Here is a 22,432-nt window from a genome sequence, read left to right on the forward strand (position 1 = left end):
AAAAGAAATTTCAATGACTTAAAAGATGATAGTTTTTATCAAATACGGAACACCGCTTCACTCTCAATGTCTTTGTGAATCACACATTTTCTGTAACAAATATGATGAAGCATCTACTAATTTTAAAAAACATTCATGAAATTTTTCTCTACACTTTTCTTCACCTTTTTTTTCGCAGTTATTTCTTACGCCCAGACTACGGTTTCGGGGAAAATCACAGATGCTGACGGACAACCCATTCCGAGCGCCAGTGTTACCATCGAAGAACCTGGAAAAGACGCCATTATGGCTTATTCAATTTCCAATTCGAAAGGAGAATATAAAGTTACTTTTACTTCCGCAGAACCGAATGTCGATTTAAAAATCAAAGCATTTAACCAAAAACCTTTGGTTAAATCGATTAAAAATCAGAACCAGACGCTCAGCTTCAGTATGGATTCCGATGCAACAGAAATTAAAGAAGTAAAACTGAAAACTAAACTTATCACCAAAAAAGGAGATACGATTTCCTATGATTTAAAAGCATTTGAAAGCAAAGCTGACCGCACCCTTGCCGATGTTTTAAAGAAAATACCGGGGATTGAAGTGAATGGCGACGGATCCGTGCTTTATCAGGGCGAGCCGATCAACAAATTCTATGTCAACGGAAAAGATTTAATGGAAGGCGGTTACGGCACAGTGAATAATTCTTTGCCGAAAGATGCCGTTCAGAAAGTGGAAGTCTTGGAAAATCACCAGCCCGTAAAGATTCTTCAGGATAAAGTGCCTTCGGAAAATGCAGCGCTCAACGTAGTTTTAAAGAAAACGGTTACCATGACCGGGAGAGGCGAAGTAGGTGTCGGAATGGATCCTTTACTTTGGAATGTAAAACTGACGCCGATGTTTTTCGGACAGAAAAACCAGTGGGTCGTTAATTATAAAGCCAATAATAACGGGGAAAGTGTTGAAAAGGAAGGAAATCTTTTAAGTTTTGGCAACCGTTGGGAAGGCAGAAGAACCCAGGCTTCACAAAAAAGCTGGACCAATCTTGAGACTGCAGATGTACCCAACGTCCCGGAAAAAAGATATCTGCTGAACAATGTTCATTATTTCTCGGCTAACCTTCTGACGAATCCTTTCAAAAGTAAAGAATGGGAACTGAAAGCCAATGCAAGCTATACCAACAACAGTATCGAGAGGCGCGATAACAGAATTGAAATTTTCCAGCCTGACTCACCGAAATTATTGAGCGGCGGGGAACTTACTTCTTTCACTTCCAATAATTTCTATACCAACGCTACCAAAGGGGAAGTAATTTTCACGAAAAATGCTAAAAAAGGCTTCTTTAAAAATACTACAACATGGAACGGTTTCTGGAACGAGAGCAATGCGGAAACACAAAGAGACATTGCTAAAAAAGATCAATCCGGAAATACATTTTCTACAAATTACGCATCAGCTCAAGGCCTTAATTCACCGTCCGGAATGATTCAGAACTCCCTAAGTGCCATTTTACCGTGGAAGGAAAAACTGTTTAATGTGATGAGCTATATCAGTTACCAGAAGGATCAGCAGACGCTTTCCGTTTCGCCTTCTTCTTATCTCAATATGGGAGACAATTTCCCGTCTGCACTCAACTTTGCGGTATCCAAACAGTTTGCGAAATCGAATACCTTTATCGCCAATCATTCCGCATCCGTAGGATTTTCTTACAAGAAATTTACTTTCACTCCGGAGATGGGATTAAATATGAGTTTCAATAATCTGGAATCTGTTCTTTTGGGCGGCAGCAACAGTTTCGTAAGTTATGGTGCTGACTATGAGAATAATATGGATTGGAATGAAGTGCAGCCTTACACCCAGGTCGGGATTAATTATAAATCCAGCAATTTTAACTTCAGTGCCAATTTACCGCTGAATTTTTATGGAATTACTTATAAAGATCACTTGAGAAATCAGTTTTTAGACAATGACAAAATCGTTTTCGAACCCAGTTTATTTGCTTCTTATGATTTCGCTTCGTTTTTTAAATGGTGGGTTTTTGCCAACCAGTCTTACGATTTCGGAAATTTCGGGTTTTTATATGGCGGACAAATGCTGACTTCTCCGGTTGGGCTCACGAAGAGATACGATGATACGAATCCGCTGATGCCTGAATATCTTTCAAGAAATTTAGGAACAAGATTAGAGTACAGAAACCCGCTGAACAACCTCTTTTTCAATGTGAGATACGGTTACAATACGAACAAGAGAAATATCATCGAAAGATTTACCGGCGAGGGATTCAGTTCCCAGCTTTCTTTGGCAGCGATTGATAACACGATTATTTCAAGAACTGAAAGTGCAGAAATAGGGAAGTATTTTCCTAAGTTTAAAACCAATGCTTCATTTAATTTTTCCAATACCAATTCTAACGGATATACCTTTTTCAATACTTTGGTGAAAACTAAATCGAACCGCCAGAACTTAGGATTCAAGTTTAACAACACTTATTTCTCCTGGCTGAGCGTTGATTATAATATCTCCATGAACTGGTCTGAAAGCATCAACGAATCTTTTAATTCTTCGAGAAAGAATTCCGGATGGAGCCACAATCTTGCGGCTTATGTTTATCCGGTGGAAAACCACACTGTTGGCTTTTTTTGGGATGATTTAAACACCAAATCCGGGGGGGAAAGTTTCAGAAATTCGTTTTTTGATCTTTCCTATCAATACACCTGGTCCAAAAAGAAAATCGATTTTGAACTGAAATGGATGAATATTGGCAATAAAAAAGCATTCGAAGACATTTCTTACGATCCCGGTTTCCTGCTGACGACCAAACGCACCATGTATATCCGCCCAAGCCAGGTGATGTTTACAGTGAAATTCAATTTTAAATAGTTTTAAAAGCTAAATCATGAAAAAATTATCAGCCTTGTTTTTGTTAGTTGGTTTAATGCTTTCAGCACAGAACAACAGAGTGATTTACGAATACAAATTCGCGCCGGACTCCACCAAAAGTGACAGTCTGAAAACCGAATGGATGTATCTCGACATCAGTAAAAAAGGATCGAAATTTTACAGCAAAAGCACTTTTGAAAGTGATTCTATCATTCAGGAAAGCATCAGGAAACAGATGGCTTCGGGGATGAGAAATATTGCTGTTTCAAAGCAGAGACGGGGCGGAGAAATTAATTATGAAGTAGAAAAAACCTATCCTGAATACAGAACATATTTAGTTTCCAACATCGGGAATGATACCTATAAAGTGGTAGAAGACCGGAAACCCGACTGGAAAATTTCGTCCGAGAAAAAGAAGCTGGGAACTTTCAGCGTACAGAAAGCCACAGCCGATTTTGCCGGAAGAAAATGGACTGCATGGTTCACGACCGATGTTCCCATTCAGGACGGACCGTATAAATTTTCAGGACTTCCGGGATTGATTATTGAGGTTGCAGACCAAACCGGTACCCATAAAATGGAACTGAAAGGTTTGAAAAAAATTCCTGAAAGCACAACAGAGGAACTCAACACTCAAGGAAAAGACATCCCGATGCTCAGAAAAAAGCCCATCGAAGTCAACCGGCAGCAATACGTAAAACAGCTGAAACAGTACGAAAATGATCCTGTTCAGGGAATGAGGGAGATTCTGAACCGTCCCAATTCCAAAGTCATGATCAATGTAAACGGCAAAGAAATTTCTGATCCTAAAGAAATTCTCCGGGAACTCGAGAAAAATGCAAAGGAAGAAATACAGCGCAATAACAATAAAATTGAACTCATACCTTAAAAGAAAATCCCGCCTCGGAAGAAGGCGGGATTCATCATTTATCTAACTTATTAAAAACTAACTAAAAGTTCTGTTCATCCGCTGAGGGACCGTAACTTCCCGGTACCGGAATATTATTTAATCTGTAGTAAACCCCCAGCTGAGCTCTGTGATGCGTAAGCTGATTCAAAGCGTGGCGTATGGCGCTGTACTTCGTATAATCTGCCAGCACTTTTTCGCCCATATTCATGCTCCATTTTCCGTCTAAATCTTCTTCGCTGATGTTATCCAAAGCGGCTTTGCTTTTGGTATAATCTTCTTGAAGTTTCTGCTTCAGTTCTGCTTTTGTGGCTAAATTGGAAGGTTGGTAATCGCCGGCAGAAAAATCTAATTTGTCTGTCGTCAGAATCGTTTCCGGCCATCCTACGATCTCTACGATATGCGTTGCCAGCGGCATCAGTTTCATGCTTTTTTCGTGTGGTGCATAGTCATTTTTTCCGTCGGGAAAATTTTCAATAAATTTTGAAGTGGTTTCGTACTCGTTTTTCAGTTCCTCTTTAAGGTTGGATAAAGTGTTCATAGTCATATTTTTATGGAATAAAGATATTGTGATTTCAAATATAGGTCATCATAAATAATTATAAATTATTCTTAAATTTTTGTAACAATTATTTCAACTTCTTTACTAATGATTAAATATTGAAAATGAAAAAATTAATTTCCCTCCTTTTTGTTACCGCGTTCGTTGCGTTAAATGCACAGGAAACCGCCAACCGGTTCTTTTACGAATTAAGCTTTAAGCCTAAAAAAGATTCTGCCAGAACCGATAAAGTAATGATGATTTTAGACATCACGAAAGACAAATCTATTTATCGCGATTACACCATGGTTGCGCAGGATTCTATCATGAAAATTCAGGTGGAAGCCATGCAGAAATCCGGCGTATTTAAAGACATTTCCAAAATGGTAACCATGCCTAAGTTTTCAGAAAAGGTTTACAAGTTCTATCCGGAAATGAAAGTACAGTATGTTGAAAGAATCTCAAGCGGATTTACTCCAATGAATATCGGGTATAACGATGATACCAAAATCAACTGGAAAATCTCCAATGAAAAAGCCAAAATCGGAAGCTACAATACCCAAAAAGCGACCACAGAATTTGGAGGAAGAACCTGGAATGCATGGTTCAGTTCGGATATTCCGCTTCAGGACGGGCCGTATAAATTCCACGGATTGCCGGGACTTATTGTGAAAATTGAAGACGAAGGGAAAAATTATTCCTGGGAACTGAAAGGAAATAAAAAAGTGGAAAACTTTAACGAAGTTACTTATCTGGAATCCATTTCCCCGGGAGGAAACGGCGGTAAAGTGGCGGAAATAAGCCGCGAGAAATTCGACAAGACTTTCAATGACTTTAAAAAAGATCCTTTTGCATCCGCAAGACCTATGCTGAAACCCGAAATGTTATCTCAGAAAATGCCCGGAAGTGACACCACGATTGGAGATATGGTAAAGCAGCAGGAGAAAATGCTGAAAGATTTTTATGGAGCCAACAACAACCCGATTGAAATTCAGCAGGTTCCTACAAAGGACAAGAAGTAAGATTCATTTTAACTAAATTATATTTTTTTTAAACTCCGAAACTTGATGTTTCGGGGTTTTTTTATGAATGTTGTCAGTTTAACAGCAATCCTTATTTAGATTTAATTTAAATAACTTATCTTTGCTCTTCAAAAATTGAGTCTTGAAAAGAGATATTTTTAATAAATTATGCTGCTTCCCGAAGGAGAAATCCGGGAAAATTCTGGGTTACGAAAACGAAGACCTCAAAATGCCCAATAAAATTATTGAGATGGGACTTCTTCCGGAAACCGTTTTCAGAATCCTTTATCAGGCGCCATTCAACGGTCCTCTTTATATTGAGTTTGGCGACGAGAAGAGCAGAATCGCACTTCGTGAAGAGGAGGCACGGTTTATTATTGTAGAATCTGTGTAAATGCAAACATCTTCCCAAAACAAACAAATCCTTTTAGTCGGAAACCCGAACGTTGGGAAATCGACAGTCTTTAATCTGCTCTGCAACAAAAAGCAGAAAACCGGCAATTATGCGGGCGTTACCGTAGCCAGCCATTCCGGAAACTACGAATATAAGGGCGAAAATGTAGAAGTGGTGGATTTGCCCGGATCTTACAGCGTTTATCCAACTTCGGAAGACGAGGCTATTTTCTCCAAATTTTTAATTGAAGAACAGCAGAATTACATTGGTGTAGTTTATATCCTGGAAGCTTTAAGTATCAAAAGAGGTTTGCTTCTTTTTCAGCAGATTCAGGATCTGGGAATACCGGTTTTACTTATTGTGAACCAAATTGATCAGGCCGAAAGGCGCGGAATCAATATTGATCTAGAGCAACTTTCCAAAGAACTGGGTGTAAAAGTTTTGCAGACCAATGCGAAACAGAATTTAGGAATTGACGAACTGCGGGAAGAAATTTTTAAGAATAATTTCACGAAATCAGAAACCGTTTCCTTCGAAATTCCATTGGAACAGAAAGGTTTGGTTTTTAAAATTTTATCAGAAACGAAAGAGAGCAATCAGTATAAAATCTGGACGCTTCTTTCCTCGGATACTTATATCGGTAAACTGGAAACCGTTAAGGACCAGATGAATGATGATGAGGTGAAATGTCTTGTTCCTAAAAGACTTCAGACTCAGGAAACCATCAGACGCTATCAGAGCATTGATAAAATCATTACAAAGGTTTTATCCAAAAAACCTCAGTTCAAAGAGCTTTTAACGGAGAAATTAGATAAGATTTTAGTGCATAAAGTTTGGGGATATTTAATATTTGCCCTCATACTTTTGGTTATTTTCCAAAGCGTTTTCTTTCTGGCAGAATATCCGATGAACTGGATTTCTGATTTTTTCCTCTTTCTTTCCACTTTTGCTAACACTCATCTTCCTGAAGGTCCTATTAATTCACTTCTCGCAAACGGAATCATTCCGGGAATCGGCGGAATTATGGTTTTCGCACCACAGATCGGAATCCTTTTGTACTTCCTTTATTTGCTGGAAGATTCCGGTTATATGGCGAGAGTTATCTTTTTAATGGACCGCTTTTTAAGACCTTTCGGACTTAACGGAAAAAGTATCGTTCCTCTTGTTTCAGGAACTGCGTGCGCCATTCCGGCAATCATGTCGACCAGAAACATCGAGAACGTAAAAGAAAGACTGATTACAATTCTTGTAACACCTTTTATGACCTGCTCTGCGCGGCTTCCGGTTTACAGTATCATTATCGCTTTAATTATTCCTGATGAGTATTTCGGAGGAATCAGTTACAAGGCTCTGGCATTGATGGCGATGTATATTTTGGGATTTGTAACCTCACTGATCGCTTCACTGATTCTTAAAAAATTCATTAAAAATAAAGGAAAATCATTCCTGGTGATGGATTTGCCAACATATAAAATGCCGCTTTTCGGTTACGATTTCAAACTGATGCTGGGAAAAGTATGGGAATTTATTACCGGCGCGGGTAAAATTATTTTTATCGTAAGTATATTAATTTGGTTTTTCAGTTATTTCGGACCGAAGGAAACACCTGATCAGCTGGTTGCTTCAGATGTGAAACTGGAAAAATCTTACCTCGCGAAAATGGGTAAATCCATTGAACCTGCCATTGCACCGCTCGGTTATGACTGGAAAATGGGAGTGGGAATCCTCACGAGTTTCGTGGCGAGAGAAGTTTTCGTTGGGACAATGTCTACTTTATATTCTCTGGATGACGATGCACCGGAAGGGAAAATAATCGATAAAATGCGTCACGACGTAAAACCCAATGGGGAGAAAGTCTTCAATTTTGCGACCGGAATTTCAATTTTGTTTTTCTACGCATTTGCCATGCAATGTGTTTCCACTTTAGCCGTTGTATATAAAGAGACGAAATCGTGGAAATGGACGGCCGCTCAGCTGTTCGGAATGTCCGGACTTGCCTATATCGCCTCATTCATCGTTTATCAGCTATTAAAATAATGGATAATTCTTTGATTTTACAGTATCTGATTATTGCAGCAATTGTTTTGTTTGCAGCATATTCTCTGTTTAAAATGATCAGGAAAAATTTCACTTCCAAAAAGTTTAAAAAAGGCAAACCGGGCTGTGATTCAGATTGCGGCTGTTCATAAGAAATTCATTTTCCCCTATTTATTTATTCGTATTTTTGCACCAATTTAAATCTCTAATTTAAAATCAATTAGGCAATGTCTTTAATCAAAAGTATATCAGGAATCCGCGGAACTATTGGTGGAAAAGTGAATGAAAACCTTACTCCGCTAGATGTAGTGAAATTTACGTCGGCTTTCGGAACCTGGCTTCAGAATAATAAGAACAAAAAGAATTTAACACTTGTAGTGGGCAGAGATGCCAGAATTTCAGGTGCAATGGTGAATTCTTTGGTTACCGCAACTTTACAGGGTTTGGGAATTCATGTCGTTGATTTGGGACTTTCTACAACGCCAACCGTTGAGGTGATGGTTCCTGAACTGAATGCTGACGGCGGAATTATTTTAACCGCTTCCCACAATCCAAAACAGTGGAATGCACTGAAATTACTGAATGAAAAAGGAGAATTCATTACCGGAGAAAACGGTGCTGAAGTTTTGGCTTTAGCGGAGAATGAAGATTTCAATTATGCGGAAGTAGATGATTTAGGAAAATATGAAACCCGTGACGACGGTTTTGATATTCATATCAGAAAAATCCTGGATTTGCCGATGGTAGATGCAGAAATTATAAAAAGTAAAAAGTTTAAGATTGTCGTAGATGCGGTAAATTCAACCGGTGGAATTGCAATTCCGCAGCTTCTGGAAAAACTGGGCTGTGAAGTGATAAAACTTTACTGCGAACCAAACGGACAGTTTCCTCACAATCCGGAACCGTTAAAAGAACATTTGGGAGATATCTGCGAACTCGTGAAAAAGGAGAAAGCAGATTTGGGAATCGTTGTGGATCCTGACGTTGACCGTTTGGCTTTAGTCGACGAAAACGGCGAACTTTTCGGTGAAGAATACACTTTAGTGGCAGTTGCGGATTATCTTTTGAGAAACAAGAAAGGTGCTGTTGTATCCAATCTCTCTTCCAGCCGCGCATTGGGAGATGTAGCGAAGAGTTTAAATTCGGAATATTTTGCGAGCGCTGTCGGAGAAGTGAATGTAGTGACGCTGATGAAGGAGAAAAACGCTGTAATTGGCGGTGAAGGAAACGGCGGAATCATTTATCCTGATCTTCATTACGGTAGAGATTCTTTAGTGGGTGTGGCCTTGTTTTTGACGCATTTGGCGAAAGAAAACAAAACCGTTTCCGAGCTTAGAACAACTTATCCGGGTTATTTTATGGGTAAAAATAAAATTGAACTCACTCCCGATATTGATGTTGACGCCCTTTTAACTAAAATGGAAAAGGAGTATCAAAATGAAAAGATTTCTACTGTTGACGGTGTAAAAATCGATTTTGAAAAGAACTGGGTTCATTTAAGAAAATCCAATACCGAACCGATTATCAGGATTTATACCGAAGCATTTTCTCAGGAAGAAGCTGACAGCCTTGGAAATCAGATGATTGAGAAAATAAAAAGTTTGATTTAAAATTAAATATTTTTATTAAATTTAATAAGTTTAAATAAATAGTTTTTTCAAAGTTCAGAAGGAATTTTTAAACATTGAAAAGACGGTGAGATAACACATTGGAAGAATTTTTTGAAAACGAACTTGTAAAAAAGTTCGAAGAAATGGTGGAAAATAATGACGAGCTGTACTTCGAAACCGAAGAATACGAGGACATTATTATCTATTATCTGGAGATGGGGGATATTTCTTTCGCAGAAATGGCAACAAATTATGCGCTGAAACTTCATCCGAATTCTCTGGAATTAAAGATTAAAAAATTCGAGGTCTATCTGGAACTCGAAAATTATACACAGGCCAAGGAACTGATGCAGGAACTGAAGGAATCTTCAATGGAAAGTACAGATTTCATGGTATGCTGCGCAAAATATTATTCAAACCTTGGCAACCCACGAAGAGCGATCGAATATTGCGAAAAAGCGCTGGAACTGGAAGAAGAAGAAAACTTTCTGCACAACTTTATCGCGGACGAATACGTTAATCTGGAAGATCCGTTTAATGCGCTGAAGCATTACAAACTGGCTTTGAAATTTGATCAGGAGGATGAATATTCATTAGAAAATGTGATGTTCTGCTACAACCAGCTGAAAAGAAGTGACGAAGCAATTGAATTTCTGAACGGTTATCTCGATCAGTTTGCCTTTTCCGAAACTGCATGGTATGAATACGGACAGTTTTATTTCAACCGAAAAAACTACGAGGAAGCCATTAAAGGATTCGATTATCTTCTGGCGATAAATCCTCAGTCTGTTGGAGTTTATGCCAATAAAGCGGCATGTTTCGAAGCGATGGGAGAGTGGCTGAAGGCGATCTCTGTTTATGAAGAAATGCTTGAACTGGAATACACCAAATCTTTTACTTTTTATAAAATCGGTCTGTGTTATAAAGAAAACAAGCAGCCGGTTCAGGCACTTAATGCTTTTCAGAAATCTTTGAGAGATGATCCTCAGTTTTATCTTTCGATGATGGAACAGTCATATATTTATGAGGAGATGGGCGGTATGAAAGAAGCGCTGCACTTTGCAAAAGAAGCGGTTTCAATGAACGGCAGCAATCTGGATTATCAGAAAAGACTGGCTTACCTGTATATCGATTCAGGGAAGTTTGAAGAAAGTTTGGAATGCCTTAAAAAACTTGTGGATTTCGAACCAACGAGATTTTATAATTGGTACGCCTATTCTGAAGTACTGATGCTGATTGGAGATTATGAAGATGCGATTTCAGTTCTGAAAAACGCTACAAAAATGCATAACAGAGCCGAACTTTATTACCAGCTGAGCAATTGTTATTTCCACATGAATAACCAAAAAGAAGGAAGGAAAGTACTTTCTTCAGCCCTGGATCTTGACCCGAATCTTCTGGAAGATATGAAACAGAAATATCCTTTTATCAAAGAAGAAGCTGATAAAGTAAAAGCTAAAAAGAAATAATTTAATTAAATATCAATAAAAAACGCGCCCGAAAGGACGCGTTTTTTATTTTTAAACAGCTTTTGAATGGTTTTCTTTCAAAGATCTTTGCCTAAATAGTACAGACCTTTCAAGGTGTGTAAACGGTCTGCAACATGTATTTTATCGGTAAGAGGTTTATAAACATGCGAAACCCCGCCAGTTGCCACTACGAAACAGTCATCCTGAACTTCTTCATTGATCCGGTCGATAAAACCTTCCACCATTCCCAGAAATCCGTAAACCATTCCGCTCTGCATGCAGGCAACAGTATCCAAACCAAGAACTTTTTTTGGCTTAATCAGTTCAATTTCCGGTAATTGCGCGGTGTCATGAATTAAGGAATTCAGGGAAGTGATAATACCCGGAGCGATAATTACGCCCAAAGCTTCTCCTTTCTCATCAATACAGCTTGCGGTTAAAGCTGTCCCGAAATCGAAAATAATTTTCTTTCCGTTTGGATAAAGATGATGTGCAGCAACAAGGTTTGCATAGATGTCTGTACCCATCTGTTTTGATTTGGGCTGTACTCCGGAAGGTGTATTTCTGCTTACCGTAACAGGTTTTTTACCGTGGATTTTCTGTATGGCTCTTGTGATGTCGTAGGTGAGCTGCGGAACTACAGAACCTATAATAATCTGATCGATGTTGGCGGCATCAATTTTATGCGTCTGATACATCATCATAAACTGCATCTGCAGTTCATCGCTGGTTCGGTAAGGTTTGGTATTGAGAATCCAGGAAATATCGCAGTTCTCTTCATTAAACAGCCCGAATCTGATGTTCGTGTTTCCGATGTTGATTACAATGGAATTCATTTTGATACCTTAAATTACTTTACTTCTACAAAATTATCTTCCGGATTCACATCCGCTAACCGCTGGGAAAAATCAATTCCCAAGGCAGCAATCTGAGATTTGCTGTAAGGTATTGTGAACGTATATTCCTTCTGCGTCCATGGCCAGAAATTCAGTGTTTTGAAATCACCGTAAATATCTTTGGATTTCCAGACATGAGTCATATTCAGTGGAATTTGGTAGTTAACGAATTTTTTATCTTTTGTTAAAACAGAAAAATCAATAGGCATTGGGATCTGACCTTTATTTTCTAAAGTTATAGTCGTGGAATTGGTGTCATACTTTACATTTTTAACAGCATAATCTATAGTTTTCGTACTGTTAATCCAGTAATTATGGAACCATTTAAGATCCATTCCCGAAATTTTCTGTGCAATATGCATAAAGTCACGGTCCGTAGGATGCTTCAGTTTCCATTGGTTATAGAATTCTTTCATCACTAAAGAAAGATTCTGCTCCCCGATAATATAACCCAGCTGAACAAGAAACAAATCACCTTTCACATATGACGCAATCGAGTAAGCGCTTCCGTTGTCATGGTGATCAGCGAGCCACGCAGCAGGCTCTTCTTTTCCGGTTTTAGTGAAATTGACATACGACTTAATGGAGCCCACGAAAGGATTCGCTGCCGGCTCTTTAGGCGGGAAAAGCTGATGCATAACATAATCGTCATAATAACTTGTGAAACCTTCATCCATCCACGGTCTTACGCTTTCGTTATAAGCTAAGATCTGTTGGTTATAGGAATGTCCGCCTTCGTGAACCATTAATCCTACCAATCCTTCCAGTGATCGGCCTTCGCCTAGAATCATGGTGCACATTCCGTATTCCATGCCGCCGTCGCCGCCCTGTATAAAGGAATAAGAGGGGTAAACATATCTTCCGAACGACGCATTCATCAGCTGAAAGAATTTGGTTACATAAGGTTTTGATTCTTCCCAGAACTTTGTTTTCTCAGATTTTTGGTAAACATAAAATACCTTCGGGCCATCTAAAACGGTGAAAGATTCAACGGTATAATCGCGGTCGGCAGCCCAGGCGAAATCCAGAAGGTTTTTAGCCGTCCAGCGCCATATTGCTTTATTTTTATTATCTGTTTTAATGTTCGCGTTCGCATCGTAACCTTTTACTTCCAGGGGATTTTCTAAGGTTCCTCCGGCTCCTATAATGTAATCCTTATCAATTTTAATGCTCACATCGAAGTCAGCAAAAGGTGCATGGAATTCTCTTCCTATATAATCGAAAGTTGCCCAGCCGTCATAATCGTATTCAGCGATCTTTGGATACCACTGCGTCATGGTCATATCAATTCCTTCACGGTTGTTTCTTCCGGCTCTGCGGATCTGCTGAGGAACTACAGCGTCCCATTCCATGGTAAATGTGGTGGATGAATTCGGTTTTAAAGGAGTATTTAGTTCAACCTTCATAATGGTTTCCTGGATCTCAAACTTCAGATCCTTTCCGTTTTGTCTGATCCAGTGAATATTTTGTGCGCCTTTTTCATTTTCCGGGATTGAAGCCAGTCTTGAAATTCCGTTAACCTGCAACCTTGAGTCGCCATTTTTTCCCTGGTTCTGAACCCTTTGATCCATCATAGAACCAGGTTTGAAGGCATTCCAGTAGAGGTGAAAATAAACTGTTTTCAGTTCGTCGGGCGAATTGTTGGTATAGGTTAAGGTCTGATTGCCTTTGTAAGTGAAATTCTGTGCATTGACATCAATATCCATTTTGTATTTTGCAGATTGCTGATAGTAAGCGTTTTGCTGCGCCGAAAATATTCCGAAAACGAAAGTAAGAATAACGAGAAGTCCTTTGTTCATGTTAAAATAATTTTGATTGGGAAAGATAAGGAATTTTGGTTTTACCGGAAAAAGTTAAGTTTTGGATTCAGGCGAGTAAAAATAAAAACCCTTCCAGAAGAAATACTGAAAGGGCTGATGTAAATTTGAGTAAAAACTTTATTTTTTCTCTGACGGTTTTGCGCTCATCAGAATTTTCTCTAAAATTCTTAAAGTAATGAGGTAAGTCGGTTTTACTCCCGTAAGACCAAGTCCGCCGGAAGAGAGAGTAGATCCGGTCTCCAGAGGATTGTCCGAAGCGTAATAAGCATACATTACAAAAAGGTCTTCCGAGATATGATGACGGATTTTCGAAGCCACCTGAATGGCTTTCTGATAATGCGCCCCTTCCATTTCCAGCCCGATTGCCTTCCACGAAGTATCCATGAAATATCTTAAAATGTCTTTGTTCTGAAGCGACGTTCCGAGAACGGTAACCATTCCGCCTTCGAATGCCTGAAGATCATCATCTTCAAAATCTTCAAGTTTCAAAGCGTTTTCAAACGGATAGTTATCTGCAGTTCCTTCAAATACGTGAGAAGTAGGAATCATAATATCTCCTTTTCCTCCCATTAAAATCCCCGCTTTACCCATAATTGAAATAGATTTCACTTTCATGGTGTAAATTTCGCCGTTGTAATCGTAAGGGCGAAGAAGCTCGTCCATGATTTCATAGGCCTGCTCACCGAAAGCATAATCAAAAACCATCACCACATCATCGCCGGAAAATTTTAAACCTCCGAACGGGGTGTTTTTTAAATCGGTTTTCGCAAGATCAATAATCTGCACATCGATATTACTTCCGCTTTGGTCATCGATATAAATTAAGCCCGCTTTCTGAGAATGTGCAAGCACCTTTTCCTGCAGCGATTTTTTGTTGGAGATTTCTTCGTAAAGCTTGAAGTCCACATCTTTTGTTGCTTTTTTTCCTACTGCATCATTGGCGTAAAGCATGTTTTTCACAGAGTGCATGTTGGCGGAAATAATGTGCAGAGGTCTCATCTGCAGATTGTTTTCTGCTAAAACCTGTTTTACTTTATTCGCCCATTTTTCACCGAAGAAATGATGACCAACTCTTTCGCGGAGTATTGCAGAGAAGTGAACTTCGCGTTCTCTAATCTTTTTATTGTCATTAAAGCTTTCGTTTCCAAGATGGTAAACGATTTTGAAAAGACGGTCCGGATTTGCATCGTCACCGAAATTATTATAAGCATTTAAAGTTTCATCAAAAGTTCTTCCCAAAAGTGAAGAAAGATGAATGAGTGCTACTTCTTTCTCCTTTCTGCTGAATTTTTTCTCGCCTTTCGCAACTTCTTCAATGATTTTCCAGGCGCGTGTCGGCTTGTCGTTTTCATCAGAAATAAACGCAAGATTTCTAATTTTATCAGCTTCTATATATAAGAAGGTAAGGTGAGTAAGGATATCGTAGATTTCGGAACGGCCCAGGAGAACTTCGATATTCATCTGGTGTTCATCGATTCGGTAGCAGTTTCTGCGTCTTTTCTTCGGAACAATAACTTCAAAACTGCCTTTTTCAAAGCCTTCATCAGAAGTTAAGTGGATGAATGAACATTCCTCAATTCCCTCAGGCAGACGATCCAGAACATAAAGAAGTCCGTCTAACTCTATTTTGTTGGGAACGCCCATTGTTCCGTAAATTTCAGGGTTGATGGTCGTTAATAAAGACCGGAGACTTTCGCCGGAGATTCCGGAAGGTTTGAAAAAACCGCGATAGAATAAGTGTCGCATAGAAACATAAAGTCGCTCGATTGCTTCTGTAGTTTCCCGTGCACGTGAATTTACCATAGGTGTATCTTTTGGCAAATATAATACATATATCGCAAATTTCCATACGGCTTATATCATAGATGACATTAATCAGAATTGAATATTTACTATGTAAATTCTTATAAAGTTCACTTAATTTCAATTTAACCCCTAAATTTTTAAGGGTTAAATGATTTATTTTGTTTTTTTTTGTAATTTTACCCCCATCAAACACATAAAAATATGTCATCACTAAGATTTAAGGCTTTAGAAATGTTATCTTTTAAGGATTTCCGAAAAGATAATGCGGTTACAGTTCCAGCAAAATTATCAGAACTTTTCTGCCAAAATGTATTCTCTGAAGAAACGATGAGAGAATATTTAACCAAAGAAGCATTCACTTCTATTCAGAATGCAATAAAAAGAGGGACCAAAATCCAGCGTGATGTTGCAGACCAGATTGCAGTAGCGATGAAAGACTGGGCTTTGAGTAAAGGCGTAACGCATTATACCCATTGGTTTCAGCCTCTTACGGGATCTACCGCAGAAAAGCATGATTCGTTTTTTACGCCATTTGAAACAGACAGAGCCATTGAAAGGTTTTCCGGCGGAATGCTTATTCAGCAGGAACCGGATGCGTCTTCTTTTCCAAACGGAGGTATAAGAAATACTTTTGAAGCAAGAGGTTATACCGCATGGGATCCTACTTCTCCCGCTTTTATTATGGGAACAACACTATGTATTCCTTCTATTTTTATTTCATATACCGGGGAGACATTAGATTATAAAGCTCCGTTGTTAAGAGCTCTTCATGCTGTTGATGAAGCGGCCACCGACATTTGTAAATCTTATTTTGATAAAAATGTGACGAAGGTGAGTCCGACTTTGGGTTGGGAGCAGGAATATTTTCTTGTTGATTCAGCACTTTATCAGTCCCGTCCGGATTTGGTAATTACCGGAAAAACTTTGTTGGGGCATTCGCCTGCCAAAGGTCAGCAGCTGGACGATCATTATTTCGGCTCCATTCCTACGCGAGTAATGAATTTCATGAAAGAGCTGGAGATTGAATGTATGAAACTGGGAATTCCGGTTACCACAAGACACAATGAGGTGGCGCCAAACCAGTTCGAATTGGCTCCGATGTTTGAAGAAGTGAATGTTGCGGTAGATCACAATTCTTTACTGATGGATATTATGGCCAGAGTTGCTCATAAACACCATTTCCATATCCTTTTCCATGAAAAACCTTTTGCAGGGGTTAACGGAAGCGGAAAGCACAACAACTGGAGCTTAGCGACCGATACTGGCGAAAACCTTTTAAGTCCTGGGAAAAACCCTAAAAAGAATCTGCAGTTCCTTACCTTTTTTGTCAATACGCTGAAAGCGGTTCATGATTATGCTGATCTCCTGAGAGCAAGCATCGCGTCTGCGAGTAACGATCACCGTTTGGGAGCCAACGAAGCGCCGCCGGCAATTATTTCTGCCTTTATCGGAACGCAGCTATTCAGTGTGTTGGAAGAACTTGAAAAAGTGACGGACGGAAAACTTTCACCGGAAGAAAAAACAGAGCTTAAATTAAATGTAGTAGGAAAAATTCCGGAAATTCTATTAGATAATACTGACAGAAACAGAACATCACCTTTCGCTTTCACTGGAAATAAGTTCGAAATCAGAGCGGTAGGTTCCTCGGCTAACTGTGCAGAAGTAATGACGGTGATGAACTCCATCGTTGCAAAACAGTTACAGGATTTCAAAAAAGAGGTAGATACTTTAATAGAGAAAAAAGGACTGAAAAAGGACGAAGCAATCTTCAATATTTTAAGAGAATATATCAAAGTTTCTAAAAATATCATGTTTGAAGGTGACGGATATTCCGACGACTGGGCGAACGAGGCAAAGAAAAGAGGTTTGAATAATCTGAAAACTACACCTGAAGCACTTAAGAAAGAGCTTGATAAAAGATTTGTTACGCTGTATGAAGATCTGGGTATTTATACGCACCGGGAAATTGAGGCGAGAAATGAAGTGAAGCTTGAAAAATATTCTACCGTGATTGCTATCGAAGCAACCGTTTTGGCAGACATTGCGAGAAATCATATCATTCCTTGCGCACTCAATTATCAGAACCGTTTAATTGAGAATGTAAAAGGACTTAAAGAAATTTTCGGGGATAAAGAATTCAAAACCCTTGGTAAGGAACAGATGAACATGATTGTCGAAATTTCAGGACATGTTTCAGTTATGAAAGTAGAGATTGACAATTTACTTTCTGCAATCGAAACAGCGAAGGCTGCGTCAGATTCCCAGAAAATGGCTGAGTCATTCTGTAACGATGTAAAACCATTATTTGATAAAATCCGGGACGCATCTGATGCGCTGGAAATGGTTGTTGATGACGAGCTTTGGCCAATGACCAAGTACAGAGAGCTTTTGTTCACAAGATAACTGATTTACTGCAAATTATAAAAGTCCTGGATTCATTCAGGACTTTTTTTGTTTACATATTGGGAGCTTACATTATAGAGAAAAATAATGTATTAAATAGATGCCCTGTATAAATGTTAATAAATCATAAAAAAAATTAAACCACAACCTCCCTAAATAGGGTGATTGTGGTTTGTTTTGCTTTAACATTAGTATTAAAAATGTTAAAAAGTGTTAAAGTGGCTTTTCAAAAAGGGTGTTTTCACCCCCCTTCAAGTTCGAATACTTAATTTTGCCTTGCATTTAAAAACAAATATTACTTCTTTAACACAGATAATCAAATATATATGAAGAAAAGAGTTCTGTTTTATTTAGTTGCTGTAACTGCTACCATGTCAATGCAGTCTTGTGTAACCAACTATGTTGTATCATCACCAGCAACCCAAATTAATCAATACAAATCAGATGCCAAACTAGCATCTATTGATAATAAAAAATTAGAAAAAGCTAAATCTCAATTACTTAACAGTTTTAATGATGAAAAAGTTGTTGCATCAAAGACTTTAGAAGCTAATTTAAGAAATGACGAGATTGCCAAAACGGTAAAATTCACCAAAAAAATTGATGATCTTTTGGCAGAGGCACAGTCTTACTTAGGAACTCCTTACCGATACGGTGGAATGACCAGAAGAGGAATTGACTGCTCAGCGTTCGTTCTTTCGGTTTTTGGAGCTGTTACAGGGATGAATTTGCCAAGAGTAGCTGCATCTCAGGCTCAGGAAGGCGAAAAGATTAACAAGGATGAGCTTCAGAAAGGCGATTTGGTTTTCTTCTCTCATGGTAAAGGCAAAATTTCTCACGTAGGAATTGTAGAAGAAGTATCAGCGGAAGGAGGTGTGAAATTCATTCATGCGGCCACTTCAAAAGGAGTTATGATTTCTTCCCTTACTGATTCTTATTGGGGTCCGAAATTTCAATTTGCAAAAAGAATCATCTCAATGGATTCGTTTAACAACTTCGCTAATAACTAAAATAAATAATTGATTCAATTAAAAGCTACCCGAGAGTAGCTTTTTTTTGTTGGCTATTCAGCTTAACTGTTTATGGAAACTACAGGCAGAATTAGTTTCGCCCCAGAACAAGTTATCAATGAAACGGATCTCAAGCTTAATTTTTAGTGAATCTCTCTATGATTAAGCAAACTAAGGGTCAAGAATTATAATACAGAAAATCTCTTCATTATTCTTCTAAATGTTTAGAGACGAAACTTCGTTAAAGCACGTCAAGCGTTTAATCGATCTCCAGGTTTAATAATTATATTCTTCCCAAAGCGGGTTATTTGGATGCCTGATTGTCGGAAAGGTTTGATAATGGAGATTTCACTTCCTTATTAAATTTAACGCAATCAGGGCTGAAAATTAAGAATGCTATACCAAACTGTTCCGGTCCGTATAATTCAGTTTAAAGAAGATAAAAGTCATGATCGAAAATGCCAGTAGTGAACTTCCACCGTAACTGAAAAACGGCAGCGGAATACCCACTGTAGGAAATAATCCCATAACCATTCCTAAATTGATAGAAAAGTGCATTAAGAGCACCGAGGCAAAGCAATAGCCGAAAACCCGGTTAAAAGCTGATTTCTGCTTTTCTGAAAGGTAATAGATCCTTCCGATAAAGACCGCATAAAAAATTACGAGAAGTGACGCTCCAAAGAAACCCCATTCTTCTCCAACAGTACAGAAAATATAGTCAGTTTCCTGTTCAGGAACAAATTTCCCCTGCGTTACAGAACCTTCTTTGTAACCTTTGCCAAAAAACCCTCCCGATCCGATCGCGGTTTTGGAATACAGTAAATTGTAACCGGAAGTATCGCGGAATGCTTTTTCACCTTTGTACAGAACTTCAATACGTTCGCGCTGATGTTTCGGCATTTTTTCCAGAATTTTCGGAGTACCGAAAGCGAGTCCTGAAAGGAGAAGAAACGACCCGAGAAAACCTGCGACAGATATTACATTCCAGTGGATTCGGTTATAATTAAATAAAACAATGAAACCGTAAATTACAGCAGTTCCGATAATGACGTAAAGAGGATCTACAGCAAGAGCTACTAAGAAAACCGCTGCCAATATACCTCCGACTCCGAAAAACCAGCCGCTTAATCCTTCCCGGAAAAGCGCAATAAAAAACGCGGTAAAAACCAGTAAAGATCCAACATCGGGAATTGCGAGTACCACAATCGCTGGAATTCCGATAATAGCAAGAGTAGTGAGTAGAGATTTTCTGTTTTTCAGGTTAAAATCCGGCCCCGAAACATAATTTGAGAGCATCAGAGCAACCCCAATTTTTGCAAATTCGACAGGCTGCATCGTCACTCCGCCGAATTTATACCAGTTTCTCTGACCCAGAATTTCAGTTCCGAACGGAAAAAGACCAATGAGGAGCAAGACTCCGAAAACATAAATGATACTGGCGAAATTTTCAAAGAACTTAGTCCGCATCATAAAAATGATGATGCCTATAAAAAGGGAAATGCAGAAAAAAATCAGCTGTTTTTTTCCTAAACCTTCGTCAACACTGTAAATGTTTGCCACTGCAAAAAGCGAGATGGCGAGATACAGAAAAATGCTGAGTTTGTCTATTCCTTCTGTCCACTTCATTTTTTCGGAGTTTGAGTTTTTACTTTTAATCGCAGCGAATCTCTTTTATAAATGAGCTTTGCCCGGATCTGGTCATTTTTAATAAACTTCAGACTGTCTTCAATATTTTGAATTCTTACAGAATCTTTGTTAGGTTCTTTGTAAAGCCCTTTCTTCTTAAGCTCGGCATCCCACTGTCTTCTGTATTCCGGCATGAAGCTGGCTCCGGTGAGCTTTTTATAAAGATGTTCGCGCTTTAAATCTCCGGTCAGATATTTTTCAGCAATTACTGCAGCTGCAGGACCTGCCCATGTAGCGCCAAAACCGGCGTGTTCCATCACCGCAGCGATGACGATTTTAGGATTTTCTGCAGGAGCAGCCAAAACGAAAATAGAGTTATCTTTTCCTTGCGGAACCTGTGCAGTACCCGTCTTTGCAAGCATGGTAAAATCAGCGGATTTTAAACTTCTTGCAGTCCCGTTGAGTACCACAGCTTCCATTCCTTTAATGATCGGTTCAAAATGTTTCGGATTGACGAGTGTCTTATGCTTCACTTTAAATCTCGGATCAGGATTCGGCTTGCCGTCAATGGATTTTACGATATGTGGGGTAAAATACCATCCTCTGTTAACAATCGCTGCGATGGAGTTTGCCATTTGCAGAGGGGTAAGCAAAACATCTCCCTGACCCATTCCGTTAAAAATCGATCCGTTCATGGTGTAGGCGGAGCTCCAGTCTTTTTTGCCGGATCGTTTTTCGTAAAATTCGCCTGACGGAATTCTTCCTTTTGCGCCTACTGCCAAATCATTATTTAAAAATTCACCCACTCCGAAGCTGCTCATGATTTTTTTCCATTCGTCAACACCTTTTGTAGGGTTTCCGGGATATTTATTCATGATCGCGATAAACGCATAAGAAAAATAGCAGTTACTGGAAACCTGAATCGCGGGAATTAAAGGATCGGCACCGCCGTGACCTTTAACTCTCAGGCCTCTGTAATTAAATCCGCCGCCACATGGAAAGATGGTGTTTTCATCCATTACGCCCATTTGCATCGCTGCTGCTGCGGTAAGAAGTTTGAAGGTAGATCCCGGTGGATAAGCTGCCTGTAAAGAGCGGTCGAAAGTTGGACGGTTATTATAAATTGTGTCCATCTGCAATTTATAAAGATTTCTGGTTTTATCAGGACCTGTAAAAAGATTGGGATCAATATCCGGACCTGTTGCAAGAACAAGTATTTCTCCGTTCGACGGGTCCAGAGCAACAATGGCACCCTGTTTATTAACCATCATTTCTTCAGCGAGTCTCTGCAAGTCGTAATCAATGGTAAGTGTAATGTCTTTTCCGGTAACAACCTCTTTGTCTAAAGTTCCGTTTTTGTAAGGGCCGACATTTCTTAGACGGATATCTTTCTGAATGTACTGGATGCCTTTTTCGCCACGCAAATCTTTTTCATAAGACTTTTCAATTCCTGTTTTGCCAATGAAATCGCCGGGCAAGTAATACAGGGAATCTTTTTTAATGTCGCGGTCGTTCACTTCATTGGTATAACCGAGAAGATTTCCGGAAGTCGAAACTTCGTACTGCCGCTGCGGCCTGGATACAATATTGAAAGCGGGATATTTAAAAATAATCTCCTGTATTCTCGCAATTTCTTCCCGGCTGAGATTCTTCATGAAAGTCATCGGAGTAAGCTTCGAGTAATACTTTTCGCTTTTAATGGCATTGATTCTTTTAATGAAATCCTGTTTGCTGATCTTCATTAAATGACAGAAATCCAGCGTGTCGAAATCAGGTTTAATTAAAGCTTCGGTAAAAGAAATCTCATAGGAAGGCTGGTTTCCTACCATAATTTTTCCGTTACGGTCGAAAATGACGCCGCGCTGCGGAATAATATATTCGGTTTTGATAGAGGTATTGGCTGCATTCAGTGCATACCGGTCGGTAAAAAGCTGCAGATAGGCAAGTCTTGCGATAAAAATTAAAGCAAGTACAGATAATATAGCGGTGATTTTGAGATATTGTGACTTCATGCGTTTCTGTTAACCTT

At 39.0% G+C, this 22,432-nt stretch carries 15 protein-coding genes; 9 read left to right on the forward strand and 6 right to left on the reverse strand.

Annotation, left to right across the window (positions count from 1 at the left end):
- Positions 1-135 precede the first annotated feature (135 nt).
- Both KSK37_RS11890 and KSK37_RS11895 read left to right on the forward strand, forming a co-directional pair.
- Positions 136-2,862 (forward strand): carboxypeptidase regulatory-like domain-containing protein, encoded by a 2,727-nt coding sequence (locus KSK37_RS11890; RefSeq protein ID WP_217201761.1) that lies wholly within the window; start codon positions 136-138, stop codon positions 2,860-2,862.
- 16 nt (positions 2,863-2,878) lie between these two features.
- On the forward strand, positions 2,879-3,751 hold the full coding sequence (locus tag KSK37_RS11895; protein ID WP_217201763.1) for a GLPGLI family protein: 873 nt from the start codon (positions 2,879-2,881) through the stop codon (positions 3,749-3,751).
- A 61-nt stretch (positions 3,752-3,812) separates the two neighbouring features.
- Here the strand turns inward: KSK37_RS11895 and KSK37_RS11900 are convergent, their stop codons facing one another.
- The gene (locus KSK37_RS11900; RefSeq protein ID WP_217201765.1) at positions 3,813-4,310 is read right to left on the reverse strand and encodes a DinB family protein; all 498 of its coding nucleotides are present in this window, start codon (positions 4,308-4,310) and stop codon (positions 3,813-3,815) included.
- 125 nt (positions 4,311-4,435) lie between these two features.
- Here KSK37_RS11900 and KSK37_RS11905 point away from each other — a divergent pair, with 125 nt between their 5' ends.
- The 5 genes from KSK37_RS11905 to KSK37_RS11925 all read left to right on the forward strand — a co-directional run bounded on the left by KSK37_RS11905 (position 4,436) and on the right by KSK37_RS11925 (position 10,842).
- Positions 4,436-5,332 carry a GLPGLI family protein gene (locus KSK37_RS11905; protein WP_088359086.1) on the forward strand — a complete coding sequence of 299 codons (897 nt, stop codon included), beginning with the start codon at positions 4,436-4,438 and terminating at the stop codon, positions 5,330-5,332.
- Positions 5,333-5,474: 142 nt separating this feature from the next.
- Positions 5,475-5,726: a FeoA family protein gene (locus KSK37_RS11910; protein ID WP_217201767.1), complete on the forward strand. Its 252-nt coding sequence runs from the start codon at positions 5,475-5,477 to the stop codon at positions 5,724-5,726.
- Positions 5,727-7,763: a ferrous iron transport protein B gene (gene feoB / locus KSK37_RS11915; protein WP_217201769.1), complete on the forward strand. Its 2,037-nt coding sequence runs from the start codon at positions 5,727-5,729 to the stop codon at positions 7,761-7,763.
- A 227-nt stretch (positions 7,764-7,990) separates the two neighbouring features.
- Positions 7,991-9,373, forward strand: a complete 1,383-nt coding sequence (glmM, locus tag KSK37_RS11920; protein ID WP_217201771.1) for a phosphoglucosamine mutase — start codon at positions 7,991-7,993, stop codon at positions 9,371-9,373.
- A 98-nt stretch (positions 9,374-9,471) separates the two neighbouring features.
- The gene (locus tag KSK37_RS11925; RefSeq protein WP_217201773.1) at positions 9,472-10,842 is read left to right on the forward strand and encodes a tetratricopeptide repeat protein; all 1,371 of its coding nucleotides are present in this window, start codon (positions 9,472-9,474) and stop codon (positions 10,840-10,842) included.
- A 77-nt stretch (positions 10,843-10,919) separates the two neighbouring features.
- Here KSK37_RS11925 and KSK37_RS11930 read toward each other — a convergent pair whose 3' ends face one another.
- From KSK37_RS11930 to KSK37_RS11940, 3 genes are all read right to left on the reverse strand, one after another.
- Entirely contained in the window at positions 10,920-11,678 is a 759-nt protein-coding gene (locus KSK37_RS11930; protein ID WP_088359081.1) for a type III pantothenate kinase, read from the reverse strand.
- 14 nt (positions 11,679-11,692) lie between these two features.
- Positions 11,693-13,537, reverse strand: a complete 1,845-nt coding sequence (locus tag KSK37_RS11935; protein ID WP_217201775.1) for a M1 family metallopeptidase — start codon at positions 13,535-13,537, stop codon at positions 11,693-11,695.
- A gap of 138 nt (positions 13,538-13,675) precedes the next feature.
- Positions 13,676-15,361 carry a DUF6909 family protein gene (locus KSK37_RS11940; protein WP_088359079.1) on the reverse strand — a complete coding sequence of 562 codons (1,686 nt, stop codon included), beginning with the start codon at positions 15,359-15,361 and terminating at the stop codon, positions 13,676-13,678.
- Between the two features lie 204 nt (positions 15,362-15,565).
- Between KSK37_RS11940 and KSK37_RS11945 the strand changes: the two genes are divergently transcribed.
- Entirely contained in the window at positions 15,566-17,767 is a 2,202-nt protein-coding gene (locus KSK37_RS11945; protein ID WP_088359078.1) for a glutamine synthetase III family protein, read from the forward strand.
- Between the two features lie 326 nt (positions 17,768-18,093).
- Entirely contained in the window at positions 18,094-18,777 is a 684-nt protein-coding gene (locus tag KSK37_RS11950; RefSeq protein WP_088359077.1) for a C40 family peptidase, read from the forward strand.
- 396 nt (positions 18,778-19,173) lie between these two features.
- Here the strand turns inward: KSK37_RS11950 and rodA are convergent, their stop codons facing one another.
- Together rodA and KSK37_RS11960 are read right to left on the reverse strand one after the other, a co-directional pair.
- Positions 19,174-20,403 (reverse strand): rod shape-determining protein RodA, encoded by a 1,230-nt coding sequence (gene rodA, locus KSK37_RS11955; RefSeq protein ID WP_217201777.1) that lies wholly within the window; start codon positions 20,401-20,403, stop codon positions 19,174-19,176.
- Entirely contained in the window at positions 20,400-22,415 is a 2,016-nt protein-coding gene (locus KSK37_RS11960; protein WP_217201779.1) for a penicillin-binding transpeptidase domain-containing protein, read from the reverse strand. The genes rodA and KSK37_RS11960 overlap by 4 nt, the downstream gene beginning before the upstream one ends.
- Between the last annotated feature and the right edge of the window lie 17 nt (positions 22,416-22,432).

Origin of the sequence: Kaistella soli, from assembly GCF_019038595.1 — a bacterium.
Taxonomy (GTDB): Bacteria; Bacteroidota; Bacteroidia; order Flavobacteriales; family Weeksellaceae; genus Kaistella; species Kaistella soli.

Coding starts and splice junctions, on each gene's coding strand:
- KSK37_RS11945 (WP_088359078.1), top strand. CDS start 15,566: ATGTCATCACTAAGATTTAAGGCTTTAGAAATGTTATCTTTTAAGGAT.
- KSK37_RS11935 (WP_217201775.1), bottom strand. CDS start 13,537: ATGAACAAAGGACTTCTCGTTATTCTTACTTTCGTTTTCGGAATATTT.
- KSK37_RS11960 (WP_217201779.1), bottom strand. CDS start 22,415: ATGAAGTCACAATATCTCAAAATCACCGCTATATTATCTGTACTTGCT.
- KSK37_RS11890 (WP_217201761.1), top strand. CDS start 136: ATGAAATTTTTCTCTACACTTTTCTTCACCTTTTTTTTCGCAGTTATT.
- KSK37_RS11895 (WP_217201763.1), top strand. CDS start 2,879: ATGAAAAAATTATCAGCCTTGTTTTTGTTAGTTGGTTTAATGCTTTCA.
- KSK37_RS11940 (WP_088359079.1), bottom strand. CDS start 15,361: ATGGTAAATTCACGTGCACGGGAAACTACAGAAGCAATCGAGCGACTT.
- KSK37_RS11900 (WP_217201765.1), bottom strand. CDS start 4,310: ATGAACACTTTATCCAACCTTAAAGAGGAACTGAAAAACGAGTACGAA.
- KSK37_RS11930 (WP_088359081.1), bottom strand. CDS start 11,678: ATGAATTCCATTGTAATCAACATCGGAAACACGAACATCAGATTCGGG.
- KSK37_RS11905 (WP_088359086.1), top strand. CDS start 4,436: ATGAAAAAATTAATTTCCCTCCTTTTTGTTACCGCGTTCGTTGCGTTA.
- KSK37_RS11950 (WP_088359077.1), top strand. CDS start 18,094: ATGAAGAAAAGAGTTCTGTTTTATTTAGTTGCTGTAACTGCTACCATG.
- feoB (WP_217201769.1), top strand. CDS start 5,727: ATGCAAACATCTTCCCAAAACAAACAAATCCTTTTAGTCGGAAACCCG.
- glmM (WP_217201771.1), top strand. CDS start 7,991: ATGTCTTTAATCAAAAGTATATCAGGAATCCGCGGAACTATTGGTGGA.
- rodA (WP_217201777.1), bottom strand. CDS start 20,403: ATGAAGTGGACAGAAGGAATAGACAAACTCAGCATTTTTCTGTATCTC.